We start from the raw sequence: 13,097 nt of genomic DNA on the forward strand, positions 1-13,097 counted from the left end.
GAATGAATATCTATATGTATTTATGAAAAGAAAACCTTGAATATAAAAAAACTTATTTAAATAATATTATTACTCATAGTTGTGATATTTGTCATAAACAATCTTCATTTGCTAATAGAACTTGTAATAAATGTTTTTATAAATTAATGGGTGAAAATAATGAAATGTAATATTCATAATGAAAAATATATTTGAATTAGTGAAATAGATAATTCTTATTATTGTAATAAAGATATTAATGAAATGATTGAAGAAGATATACATTTAACAAGTGATAATTCTGATAGTTTATATAACTATTATATTAATGAATTACAATTAGAAAATTTTTAAGGAGAAATAAAATGACTAGAAATGAATTTAATGAAAAATATAGAAAACATGATATCAAAATTGATAGAGATTTTGATTTACATATTGAGAATTGTTTTAAATTTACTGAAATTAACATATTAGAAGAAGCAATTAATGATTATAAAAAAATAATTAATGAAATGCCACAATTAGTTAAAGATTGATTGTTATTTTTAAAATAATTAAGAAAGGAGAAAAGATAATGCAATATGCTTATTTATTAAAATATAAAGTTAATTATACTGATGAAATAAAATATAAAGTATTTACTAAAATTGAAAATGCTATTAATTTTCATAAAAATTATAAACATCCTATATTAAATGATACTTATGAAAGAATAGTTACTACAAAAGCATTTATTACAAATTATGAAATATTAGTAATGGAATTAGATATTAAAGGAGTGAATAATAATGGATAAATTAAGAAATTATTTAGAATTACAACTTACAGTGAAAGAATATATTAATATTAAAGATTTATTAAAAGATATAGAGGATGGTGATTTTAATGCCAGCACATAAGAAAAAAATAGAAGATTTAATTAATAAACAAATTTTTGTTAGATTAACTAAAGAAGAACATTATGAATTAAAAAAACTTTGCTTAGAAAATAATAATATGTCAATTACTAATTTTGTAAGGAATTTAATTAAAAATGCAATTAAACAATCAAAATAATAATTTAATTTTTAAAAAAGATACACATCAATATTTTTTAAATAATCAAGAAAAAATATCAGTATCTAAAATTATTCAATATTATTTATATAGTAATAAAAATCCTTATGAAAATGTACCTTTTGATAGATTAGAAAATGCTAGATTAAGAGGAGAAACTGTTCATAAAGTAGCAGAATTATATTTTAAAAATATTAATATTAATAATATAAAAGATAAATTAATAAATAATATTAAATATTTATTTAATGAAAATTATTTACAATATTGTGAAAATTTATTAAATAATTTACAAGAATTTAAAGTAAATACTAAATATATATGTGAACAAGTATTTACTTATGATATTGTTGCTGGAACACCTGATTTAATTTATGAAGAAAATAATTTATATACAATAATTGATTTTAAAACATTATCAAATATGTATAAAGAAAATAAAGAAAAATCAATATTACAATTAATTGCTTATTATTGAATATTAAAAAATAATGGTTTTAATTTATCAAATATACATTATATTTATTGAATTCAAAAAGATAAAGTAGAAAAAATATTAGTAGAAATAACAGATGAATTATTACATGAATGAGAAATGGCAATTGCCCTTTGAAAGGAAGATAAATATGGCAAATGAATTAATAATTAAAAATATTAATAATGGTAATGTAGAAAAATATATTAAAAATAAAGGAATTATTAATAATTTAGAAATACAAAAATTTAAAAGTAATGTATTAGCAATTTCAAATCAATATGGTTTAGATAAAGCACATCCAGAAACTATTATTAATAGTTGTTATCAAGCAGTATTATTAAATTTACCATTAGACAAAAACTTTGGTTATTGTTATGTTGTACCTTATTGAGATAATAAAGAAAAAATTAATAATGCTCAATTTCAAATGGGTTATAAAGGTTATATTCAATTATCATTACGTAGTCAACAATATAAAGAAATTAATGTAAGTGATGTTAGATTAACAGAAATTGAAAAAGTAGATAGACTTAAAGGAATTGAATTTAATTGAATACAAAATGATTTAGAAAGATTAAAACAACCTATTATTGGTTATGTAGCATATTTTCAATTAATAAATGGTTTTGAAAAAACTTTATATATGTCAAAAGAACAAATAGAAAAACATTTTTTAAAATATTCTAAAACTTATGCTAAAAATAAAGAATTTATTGTTAGTGATTTTGATAGTATGGCATTAAAAACTGTATTAACTCAATTATTAAGAAAATGAGGAATTATGAGTACTGAAATGCAAATAGCATATGAAAGTGACCAAGCAATTATTACTGAAACTGAAAAAATATATATTGATAATCCAAATAATGATAATAAAGAAATTAAATTAAAAGAAATTGAAGAAACAAAAGAAGAAATAAATATTAATTATGAACAAATACAAAATAATATAAATAATTTAGATAAGTTGGTATTTAGTAATGAATAAATACTTATTATCAGTAGACCCAAGTATGAAAAATACTGGGTTTACATTATGAGAAAAAAATATAAGTAAAGATTGAAAAAAAATCAAGATAATACACCATATGAATATTGAAAACCAATATTAATAGAAAGTTATAGTTTTAATAAGAAAAGTGAAGTTAATTCTTTTATTACAAATAATTTTAATGATTTAATTAATGATTTTATTTTTTCAATGTTAACTGTTAAAAAAAAACTTTTTTACAACAAAGTGATATTGATAATATACTGAGTAAATTAACTTTAATTATTGAACGTGGTATATTTAATCCAAAAATGGGTCGTGGTAAAGAAACTTTAGACCATTTAAGAGGTTTTATTGCTGGACAATTTAATAAATTATTAACTAAAGATATGTTAATTAGTAGTAGTGAATGAAAAAGTTGATATAGATTCAATTTTAATATTGACGATAATTTTTTAATTAAATGAACTAAAGAAATATCAATTAAATTAGCAAAACAAATAATTAAAGAACAATGTTGAAATATAACAATATCAAATCATGATGAAGCAGAAAGTTTATTAATTGGTTGATATTATATAAATAAGGAGAATAAATAATGAAATGTATTAATTGTAAATTATGTAAAAAACATAATATTATTGAAGATGATAAACCAGAATTAGATTATATGACTGTTGCACGATATTTATATAATAATGTTGAAAATTGTAATAATATGAAATTACAAAAACTTATGTTTTTTGCTTATATTGAATATTATAAAAAATATAAAAAAGAATTATTTAAAGATGATTTTGAAGCATGAGTTTATTAAAAATTAAGGAGAATAAATAATGAAAGATTTAAAAAAAGTAACAAGATTTGAATTAATAAATAAATATGAAAGACAAATTGTAATTTATAGTAAAGAACATAAAAATGGTAATAAAAATATTAATAAAATTGAATATGATTTACAAGATAATGAACAAACATTAAAAGTAGTTATTAGTTAGGAAGTGAAATAATGCAAAAACCAAAACAAGAAAAAGTATTATTAAAATGTATTGTTAAAGATTGTAATAAAAAAGTATTAATTAAATTACAATCTACAGATTTAGAAAATACTTCTATTCAATTTTTTAAAATGTGTAAAAAACATCAATTAGATTTTAATAATAAAGTAAAAGAAATAAAAGAATATTATGATAATAAGGAGTAAATAATGGAAAATAAAATACTTATTGCTATTCTTCTAGAAGATTTAATTAATATTTTAGATAATAATAAAAATGATAATAATTCAATAAAAATATTAAAACAAATAATGGAGAAAAAATATCATTGTGGCGTTATGCAAGAAAAAGAAAATACAGATTTACAATTAGAATTACTTAAATTAAAAGCACTTAATAATTAAATTATGTATATTTAATAAATATTTATGATATAAAAATAATATAAACTTAATATAAGTTTTTAACTCATTGCTTTGTTTTAAGTAAATAATTTTTTATTTTGAAAGGAAATGAAAATGAAAAATAAAATTTTTAAATCACAACCAAGTACTTCTCAAGAAATAAATGAAAATACACCATTATTAATAAATTCACAACCAAGATTAAACGAAAATAATTTTTTATTTTGAAAGGAAATGAAAATGAAAAATAAAATTTTTAAATCACAACCAAGTACTTCTCAAGAAATAAATGAAAATACACCATTATTAATAAATTCACAACCAAGATTAAACGAAAATAATTTTTTATTTTGAAAGGAAATGAAAATGAAAAATAAAATTTTTAAATCACAACCAAGTACTTCTCAAGAAATAAATGAAAATACACCATTATTAATAAATTCACAACCAAGATTAAACGAAAATAATTTTTTATTTTGAAAGGAAATGAAAATGAAAAATAAAATTTTTAAATCACAACCAAGTACTTCTCAAGAAATAAATGAAAATACACCATTATTAATAAATTCACAACCAAGATTAAACGAAAATAAGTTTTTATTAATTAATACTAGTGATGAAATACAGAACCAATCATTAATTCAAGAAATAAATAATTCTCAAAATGAAAAAACTATTGCTGATTTTTTTGATGAAACTATGATAGAAATAATTTCAATGAAATGTACAATTTCATAAAATAAAAAAAGTTACCAATTAAGGTAACTTTTTAATTAGATTGGGGGGGAATATTATTTTTAGGTTTTCTTTTGAAATTAAAAATAGATTTTAATTTTGGAAATTTATGAATTAATTTTAAAATTATTGGAATAAAATAAAAAAATAATAACTCAATAAATCCAAAAATAATATAAATGTAATAAAGTTGTTTTATATTTAAATTATTATCATAAAGATAAATTAAAATTGGACTTATAAATAAAATACTTAATCATATATATATATATATATGATTTTTAAAATTCTTATTTTCACATAAAAAATTAAATAATTTATAAGATAAAAACATAAAAATAAGAAAAGTCATAGACATGCCAATTGAAATTGTATAAGGGGAATGTATAAATTCTCTTAATCATGGCCAATCAACATTTCTATTATTGTTTAAAAAATACATATTTTAATCACTTCCTAAAATTTAATTATATTTTAATTCTAACAAATTATCTTGCATTTAAAATTATTTTATATACGTTTGATTTTATATTATTAATAAATCTATATGCTGAACTTTTATCTTGGTCTCTTGGAGTATGATTTTTAAACTCTATTTTTGATAAATTAGTTTCTAAATAAAATGTTCAATTTAAATTATTATTATTTATTATACTTAAATTTATTGGATAATAACTATTAATGTTTTGTTCATAAAAATAAGATGAACCAATAGGTTGAGTATATTCGATTTTTAAATTAAATTCAGTTTCAACTAATTTATAATATTTTCAATCATGATGATAATTATAATATGCTAACGCTAAATTATCTACATTATTATATGGTATTGTATAAAATTTACCAATAAAATCTTCAGAATGCGGTGGATAATTACCATTATTAATATTTAAATCTTTTAAATCAATAGTTTTACTTGTATTTTCTGTTTTTGCTGGATTAAAACTTTCGCTATTAATATTTATTTTAGTTGAGCCAGCATCCGCACTTTTTGAATTTTGTGTTGTTTCAATATCATAATCATAATATATAGTTATACTTTTATAATATCTTTGTAAATCATTAAAAGTATTAATTAATAATGTTGGGTCTAATAATGATTTTAAATCAATATTAAAGTTAATAACTTTCCTATTATTTTTGTTTGACCATTCTATAACATTACTTGTAGCATCATCATTAATTAAGTTAATATTTTCTGTATTTAAGTTAATACTTAAACTGGTATTAATAATTATTGATTTTGCTATATTTTGTGGACTTGGTGGTAATATTTCTGCTGGATAACTAAAGGTAGTTTCTTCAGTTTCTTTATATTCATCATGATTTAATTTATATAAAGTAGTTCAATTAAAAGCATTATTAGTTAAAGCACCTTTATTTTTATATCTAAATTGAGCAACTGAAAGTTCATTATAATCGCCTTGATAAGTAAATGGATTATCACTATAAAAGGTATGTCTTTCTTCTCCTTGATGTAAACTTTGTGTAACAATTGTATCAATAATATAAGCATAATTTGAACCATCACTAACTCCATTAGGGGTAGGATTTCATTGACAATCTTTATCTTCATTTGTAAATGGTGAAGCTATATCTAAAAACTCTGTATCTTCTGCTAAAATATAAACTTTATTATTTTTCTTTTGTGATAAATCAACAGTTGATATTTGCTCTTTTACACTTAATTTCTTCCCAGTAGTAGGGTCTCATGGATAAACACTAACTCTATCACTTAATTTCATAGTCATAGCAGTTGTACTAACATTTGCACCTAATAATTTACCAATAGCAAAATCATTTTCATTTGTAAATACATTTAATGGAATTAAACCACCATTACCGATAATATTTTCTAAATTACTTGTAAAAAATGCAGACATAAAACCATTAAAATATAACATTTTTTTATATTGTTGATTATTTTGATTAATAACTCAACTACTTCAAATACCTAAAGTTAAAGTATTTAATAATTTACCAATTAAAGGTATATCACTTAAAGCAAATGGTAATCATTGTACACTATCATAAGGCATTTGTATTAAACTACTAAATACTACTGAATTAAAATTTAATATTGCTGACATATATTTTTGACTTATTTTTGAATAATCTACAGTTGGTGAACCAATAATTAAATTAGTATCTGGGTCTTTATATTTAAAATTACTAGACATATCTACATTATAGCTACCAGTTAAATTATTAATATTTCATTCACTATCTCAAAAGAATTTAGCTTCTCCAATTGCTGTACCATTACTATTAGTTGCTTTTGTTTTATCAAATGCTAACATACCTTTAAAATCTTTTGTAACAAATAAATTATCTTGAAAATTTAATGAAGTTTTTAATCATTCTGTAAAATTTTTAAAATTAGTAAATCCAGTAGGTTTAGCATCCATTAAATTATAAAATGTAGTTTCTGGATGACTATTAGTAGTTATTTTATCATTTATACCAGCAAGTAAACCACCATTAGTTTTCGTACCTGTTGTAGATTTTTCATTATTACCAGCAATAAATAATCTTCTTGAAGCAAATACTTTTTGTTCAAATATTTCTTTATTTTCTTGTTGTATTGGTGCTTGACCTTGAATAATTGGTCTACCATAATAATAACAACTAGATAATAATTCTAATCCATAACTTTGTCTATGACTATATCTAACTCCAATATCACGCATTAAAGTACGATTTAACGTTACTTCTCCTTCTTGAATAGTAGGGAAAGCATAACCACTACCTGGGCTTGCATATTGTACATAATCAAGTGTATTTTGACCACTTGCTACTGCTCTATCATTAACTGAACTAAAAGTTAATACTTGCATACTAAATTCACCATTATAAGGACTATAATAATTAGTTACATTTGAAATATATAATAATTGTCTATCTTGATTTTTACCTGTATTACCACCAATATTTTCATTTTTATCATTAAATACACAAAAAAATTGTAAATAATCATCTACTGTAATTTGTTCTTCAAACATAACTAATGTATATTGTCTTGTGGTAGAAATTGTTTTAAATAAACTATTATTAGGTAAACCACCAAAATCTACACCACTTGTATCATCAATTAAATAAGCATTTCAATAATCACCAATTTTATATTGTTTAGTATAAAATTCATCTTGGCCTGTTGTTTTATGTGTTACTGGGTCTGTTATACCTTTATTTTTTTGATATATATTAGTACTTTTTTTTCAAATACATACAACTGGAGTATTACCAGAAAGTATTAATTCATATTGACCAAAATCACTAATTTTACTATTAATAGGTTTATAACCAGTTTCAGTTAAAGGTATTGCTCCATTATTAATTATAAATGGAAATATTTTTCAATGACTTAAACGTTTAATTATTGCTTGTTGTCTCTTTAGATGTAGATGTGCGTGTTTCATTAATTGAATTCGTTGATGATTGCTCATTTTCATTATCTCCTAATTCTTTATTTAATTTTTTATTTTCTGTAATAATAGTTTCTAATTTATTTTCAGCCATAAGTTGGTCAATATTATCATATTCACCAATGGCTTCAGTTACTGTCATTGTGCTATTATTTAATCTTGAATTAATAATTTGGTCTTGTATAATTTGGTCAGTCATTGCTATAGGTATAAATTTAAATGAATAAGGTCTTTCACCAATACCATTTCATAAATTTTCACTAATAAGAAGTAAATCAAATATACGATAAAAATAAGCACTATAAAATGCTATTTTAATTTCTGTTGTTTCCATATCAAATTTATTATTAAACATACTTTGTGTTTTATTAGTATAAACATCATTACCATGTTCATCATAATCATAACCTGCACCATTAAATATTACTTTAGCAGTACCATTATAATCTAATCAATATTCACTAAATTTAGGATTACCTTGTATAATTTGCATACCACCATTACCATTTTTATCATATCCAGCACTACCAACATTAACTATCATATCTTTTTTAGGATTTTCAATAATATTACCATTTTCTTGCATTTCTTTTGCTGTTTCATTATCTAATGAAGCAAATAAAGTAGTAACATTTAATTCTCTTTCTAATCTTTTTTGTCTAATAACACGATTTAAATCATATATTAAATCTCATACTGCTGTACAATCTGGATATGCATTTAAAGTAGTTGTATTACCATATAAATTTATAATTGGTAAATTAGTTATTTCAAAAATAGGAATATAATTAAATGGATTTTTAATTTCATAAGTTTTTAATGGTGTTATATTTGGTTTTAATTTTGTTCTTGTAGAACCTAAAATAATATCTTTATTATTATCTTTATATGTTTCATATTTAACTTTTCCATTTTGTATTGTTACTCAAGTTAAAGTAGCACTATCTGCTTGTTCATTAATAAAATAAAATTCTGCTGATTGTTCTTGTTCATTATATTTAGCAACTCTACCACAAAAACTATTAGGTAATATTTTAAGTGATTTACTATTATCTTCATTAATTATAATCATAATAAATACTTTACCCATTAGTGAATTTTGTAAACCAAATTTATAAAATTTTTCTAATCATTTATCTTTTAAATTCATATCATTAAGATAATCTAATATTTCTTTTTTACTTGAATTAAATAAAAAACCTTTACCTAATCATAATTTAGTTGATTTTTGAGCAATAATCATTGGTATATCAATATATCATTTTGATTTATCACAACTTAAATATTCCATTGTATTTATCATATTAATCACCACCAAAATTATTTTTATTAATTAATAATTTATTATTAATACCATTAATTAATCATTTCATTTCATGCATTAAAGCATACATATCACTATCTCAAGTATCATCATGTAAATCTAACATTTGCGGAGTATTATTAGCATTATCTATTTTTACTTTAGATAATCATTGCATTAAATTATATTGTCTTTTAGTTTCTGGACATCTTTCTCAATTAAAACTAATAATATTTTTAAGCATACAAATTGTTGTAAAATCAATTCTATCATTTAAATATAAAGTTGATTTATCTACTGCTATAAATTTTAATCATGTTATATTACGTTTTTTAACTCAACTTTTTAAAACATCAATAAATACTAATCCACCATTACCATAATCAACATAACAAGTAAAACCAAATAACATTGCTATATAACGTTTACTTTCATTTATATAATAATTAATAATATCATTTGCTAATGTATCAGTATCTTTATATTGCATTGTTACATTACTATGATAAAATTCACTTTCTTTATGTGCTCTTCTACCATTATCATTTTCACCAATAAATCATAAACTAGCACTTGTAGGATGACCACTTGGACTTGTTGCCATACCTATATCTAAACCACCAGTTAATCTTTGTACTTGAAAATCTAATTTAGTACCAACTTTATCAAGATATCTTGCAAATATAGCACCAGTAAGAATACTTGGTACACCATAATATCAAGATTGTGCTTTAATTGGATCTAATACTTTTAATTCTTCTAAATCATTAATCATATCTAATGTAAGATTATGAGCATTTACTTTTCAATTACTATAATGAAATAATTTAAAAATATTATTATCAAATATTGATTTAATTTGTTCATTTTTTTCTTTCATTATTTCTAAATTAAAAGGTACAATTTTATTCATATATTCAATATAATATTGATAAATATTATCTGGATTACAACTTTTTATTTTTATTCTTTTTTTAGCATTACCTAATGCAAATGTTATTGCTTGAAATTCTTGCTGAGTAAATTCATTTGCTTCTTCACATCATTCAATTGCTAAATCAAAACCTTTTATTTCACTACGAGAAAGCCCTTTTAAAGGTATTCTATCATTTGAATTACTATATACACCCATTACTCTTATAAATGATTTAGAGCCTTTAAAACGAAAGTCTGCTTGCTTATTAGGGTATTTTAAAGTAAAATCTTTATAATCATTTAAACATATTGTTATTAAAGCATTATATATTTCTTTTACTAAATCATTAATATCTTTATTTAATTTTCTAAAACAATATATAGCAATTGATTTATTAACTTTAATTGAAATAGCTATTAATATTGCTAATTCTTCTGCAATACTATATGTTTTACTACTATATCGTGAACCACTAAGATTATATTCACTATGAGTAAAATCACTTTTATTTAATAATCAATAACTAATTTCATTAAGATAAGTAAATTCTTTATTCATAATATTATTCCTGTAATTCTTCTAATTTTAAAATATTACCTTTATATACACTAGTTGCAGTAACTATTCTAATTATATTATCCATAACTTCTAATCTTAATAATTCAATTTTTAAACCTGAATTTAGATTTCAATTTCTTACACAACTATCTAATATATATACACAATCATATTTATTTGATAATAATTTATTAAATTCTTTACTTATAGAATAAGCAATAGGTTGCGTATCTCCATCCCATATATAAGTAACTCTATATTTTTTCCCGGAAAAAAATTTATAATTAATTTGGTTTTTTGTTATCCTTGTTCCTACTTCTTTTCATTGTGGAACACTTGGGTTAGGAGGATTTGGTGTTGGATTATCTTTTAATTCAATATCTCAACAATTGTCTTCTATTTCATTAGTTTCTAAACTTTTTGAATTAATTTTAATTGGTTTATCTATATTAATTATACTTGGTGAAGTAATATCTAATGTATTACTAGTGATTTTATAAGTATTTTCTTTTAATTCTTCTTCTAATGAATATATTTTACCTTCATCATCATTAAATCTATCCATTGCAATAGCATTTGAAATAACTACTAAATCAACATAAGATTCAGTAATTCTTTTACCACTAATTCCTTTAAAAAAACTAGCTAATACAGCACCTTCACCTTGTCATAAAAATTGCATATATATAATTGGACTTTTTTCTACATTTTTTCAACAATAACCAACTCTATATAAAGTATTTACTTTAAAATCATAATTAATTTTAATGTTACTTTCTTTTGTACCAATATTTTTTCATTTAATAACATTTAAAGATTTTATTCTTTCATCAACATATTTTTTATTTGGAATATCTAAATCATCAGTTATAACTGGATTATTTCTATAAATTAAAGTTTTACCACCAACATTAGTTTTAATAATATCATTAACTAATCTTGTTGTATTATCTTTATCATTTTTATTATTAAATATTCTATTTTCATCAACTGAACTACCACCAGTAGCACTAATAACATTATCTTTAATAGTTATATTAGTACCAGCTGTTAATTTATCTTGTTTTAAAACTAAAACACCTTGTACATTAGTTACTTCAGTCTTAATTTGACTAATATGTAAATCTTGTGTATCATTAACATTTTTAACTTCATTAATAGCACCAGTAATAGTTTTATCTGTTGTTATTAATGCATTATCAGTTTTATCTTGTTTTTTATCTAATAGTTCATTAGTTTCTTCTTTTTTATAATAATCAGTTAAATCAGTTTTACCACCAGTAGCACTAATTTTATTATCTTTATCAATAGTTATATTAGTACCAGCAATTAACTTATTTTGTAATTTATCATCTGCATATTTTTTAGGAATTAAAGTTCCATTTAAATAACTTGAGTAATCTTCTGTAAAAGGATCAAAATTTTTATAAGCAACTCATTTATATATAAAATTAGGTACTAAAGTATGTTTTAAAATTTCAATAGCATTTTTTCTATCATCAAGGTCATCAAAATAAATTACTTTATCACTAACATCACTATTAACTATATGAGTTTCTTTATCATATTTAATATCAATAGTTTCTTTTGGACTTTTAAATTCAGGTACTGTAGTAGATGTATTAATACCTCTAGTATCAATATTAATAACCGGTCTTGATCTATTTTGTGGATGAGTAATAGTGATTTTAGTTCTAGTATCTGATGATTCTAAATTAGTATAAGGAATATATTCATTTAAAGGACTATCTTCACCACAATTTGAAATAAATTTATTAAAATAATTATTTTTTTGTGGTTCTATTCCTTTTAAATCAAAACCTTTAATATTTGGATATTCTTTAATTTTTCTTAAATAATTAAATACTTCTGGTGGGATAAAATAAGGGTCATCTGGATTAGTTTCACTATAAGTTAATCCACCTTGACTAATTGAACCTTGACCACGTAAATAATCTACATCTTTAGTTAATAAAAATCTAACATAATTAGTAGTTGCTGTTTGAATATTATCTGTAAAATCTGTTGGTGTTATTTCTGGTCATTTTTTACTAATAGTAAAACCACTTAAATAATCAATATTACTACTAGCTACAGATATTGCAAATCAAATTTCATTATCTGGAGTAGTAACTTTATCAAATAATAATTCATTAAAATATTTAGAATTTTTAAATTCTTCAACTGTTATAAATAAAATTGGGTCTTTAATAGCCATAATTTACTCCTTAATGTAAAAATAAAGGGTATT

The 13,097-nt window shown here is 21.1% G+C and carries 17 protein-coding genes; 13 read left to right on the top strand and 4 right to left on the bottom strand.

Features of this window, described 5'->3' with window-relative positions; translation table 4 throughout:
* The first annotated feature begins 2 nt into the window (after nucleotides 1-2).
* The 13 genes from ACFEL4_RS07290 (at nucleotide 3) to ACFEL4_RS07350 (ending at nucleotide 4,647) form a co-directional block, all read left to right on the top strand.
* Nucleotides 3-170, top strand: coding sequence for a hypothetical protein (locus ACFEL4_RS07290; protein ID WP_375317212.1), 168 nt, complete (start codon nucleotides 3-5; stop codon nucleotides 168-170).
* Complete coding sequence (locus ACFEL4_RS07295; protein WP_375316906.1) at nucleotides 160-333, top strand: hypothetical protein; 174 nt, start codon at nucleotides 160-162, stop codon at nucleotides 331-333. The genes ACFEL4_RS07290 and ACFEL4_RS07295 overlap by 11 nt, the downstream gene beginning before the upstream one ends.
* An 11-nt stretch (nucleotides 334-344) precedes the next feature.
* Nucleotides 345-536 carry a hypothetical protein gene (locus ACFEL4_RS07300; RefSeq protein ID WP_375316822.1) on the top strand — a complete coding sequence of 64 codons (192 nt, stop codon included), beginning with the start codon at nucleotides 345-347 and terminating at the stop codon, nucleotides 534-536.
* 20 nt (nucleotides 537-556) lie between these two features.
* Complete coding sequence (locus ACFEL4_RS07305; protein ID WP_375316904.1) at nucleotides 557-778, top strand: hypothetical protein; 222 nt, start codon at nucleotides 557-559, stop codon at nucleotides 776-778.
* Between the two features lie 89 nt (nucleotides 779-867).
* Nucleotides 868-1,038: a hypothetical protein gene (locus ACFEL4_RS07310; RefSeq protein WP_375316903.1), complete on the top strand. Its 171-nt coding sequence runs from the start codon at nucleotides 868-870 to the stop codon at nucleotides 1,036-1,038.
* Nucleotides 1,016-1,687, top strand: a complete 672-nt coding sequence (locus tag ACFEL4_RS07315; RefSeq protein WP_375317213.1) for a PD-(D/E)XK nuclease family protein — start codon at nucleotides 1,016-1,018, stop codon at nucleotides 1,685-1,687. Before ACFEL4_RS07310 ends, ACFEL4_RS07315 begins: the two co-directional genes overlap by 23 nt.
* On the top strand, nucleotides 1,665-2,504 hold the full coding sequence (locus tag ACFEL4_RS07320) for a recombinase RecT (protein ID WP_375317214.1): 840 nt from the start codon (nucleotides 1,665-1,667) through the stop codon (nucleotides 2,502-2,504). Before ACFEL4_RS07315 ends, ACFEL4_RS07320 begins: the two co-directional genes overlap by 23 nt.
* A 314-nt stretch (nucleotides 2,505-2,818) precedes the next feature.
* Entirely contained in the window at nucleotides 2,819-3,106 is a 288-nt protein-coding gene (locus tag ACFEL4_RS07325) for a hypothetical protein (RefSeq protein ID WP_375317215.1), read from the top strand.
* Nucleotides 3,106-3,324 (top strand): hypothetical protein, encoded by a 219-nt coding sequence (locus tag ACFEL4_RS07330; RefSeq protein ID WP_375317216.1) that lies wholly within the window; start codon nucleotides 3,106-3,108, stop codon nucleotides 3,322-3,324. Before ACFEL4_RS07325 ends, ACFEL4_RS07330 begins: the two co-directional genes overlap by 1 nt.
* A gap of 19 nt (nucleotides 3,325-3,343) precedes the next feature.
* Nucleotides 3,344-3,505 carry a hypothetical protein gene (locus ACFEL4_RS07335; RefSeq protein WP_375317217.1) on the top strand — a complete coding sequence of 54 codons (162 nt, stop codon included), beginning with the start codon at nucleotides 3,344-3,346 and terminating at the stop codon, nucleotides 3,503-3,505.
* An 11-nt stretch (nucleotides 3,506-3,516) separates the two neighbouring features.
* The gene (locus tag ACFEL4_RS07340) at nucleotides 3,517-3,711 is read left to right on the top strand and encodes a hypothetical protein (RefSeq protein ID WP_375317218.1); all 195 of its coding nucleotides are present in this window, start codon (nucleotides 3,517-3,519) and stop codon (nucleotides 3,709-3,711) included.
* A 3-nt stretch (nucleotides 3,712-3,714) separates the two neighbouring features.
* A complete protein-coding gene (locus ACFEL4_RS07345) occupies nucleotides 3,715-3,909 on the top strand; it encodes a hypothetical protein (protein WP_375317219.1) in 195 nt (64 codons plus the stop codon).
* Nucleotides 3,910-4,023: 114 nt separating this feature from the next.
* Nucleotides 4,024-4,647 carry a hypothetical protein gene (locus tag ACFEL4_RS07350; RefSeq protein WP_375317220.1) on the top strand — a complete coding sequence of 208 codons (624 nt, stop codon included), beginning with the start codon at nucleotides 4,024-4,026 and terminating at the stop codon, nucleotides 4,645-4,647.
* 485 nt (nucleotides 4,648-5,132) lie between these two features.
* Here ACFEL4_RS07350 and ACFEL4_RS07355 read toward each other — a convergent pair whose 3' ends face one another.
* From ACFEL4_RS07355 to ACFEL4_RS07370, 4 genes are read right to left on the bottom strand one after another with little or no spacing between them, the layout of a single operon-like run.
* Nucleotides 5,133-8,063, bottom strand: a complete 2,931-nt coding sequence (locus tag ACFEL4_RS07355) for a hypothetical protein (protein ID WP_375317221.1) — start codon at nucleotides 8,061-8,063, stop codon at nucleotides 5,133-5,135.
* A complete protein-coding gene (locus ACFEL4_RS07360) occupies nucleotides 8,017-9,372 on the bottom strand; it encodes a hypothetical protein (protein ID WP_375317222.1) in 1,356 nt (451 codons plus the stop codon). Before ACFEL4_RS07360 ends, ACFEL4_RS07355 begins: the two co-directional genes overlap by 47 nt.
* 1 nt (nucleotide 9,373) lies before the next feature.
* Entirely contained in the window at nucleotides 9,374-10,846 is a 1,473-nt protein-coding gene (locus ACFEL4_RS07365; protein ID WP_375317223.1) for a hypothetical protein, read from the bottom strand.
* A gap of 4 nt (nucleotides 10,847-10,850) precedes the next feature.
* Nucleotides 10,851-13,064 carry a hypothetical protein gene (locus ACFEL4_RS07370; RefSeq protein WP_375316886.1) on the bottom strand — a complete coding sequence of 738 codons (2,214 nt, stop codon included), beginning with the start codon at nucleotides 13,062-13,064 and terminating at the stop codon, nucleotides 10,851-10,853.
* Nucleotides 13,065-13,097 lie beyond the last annotated feature (33 nt).

The sequence above is a fragment of the Spiroplasma endosymbiont of Virgichneumon dumeticola genome, from assembly GCF_964264745.1.
Lineage (GTDB): Bacteria > Bacillota_I > Bacilli_A > Mycoplasmatales > VBWQ01 > Spiroplasma_E.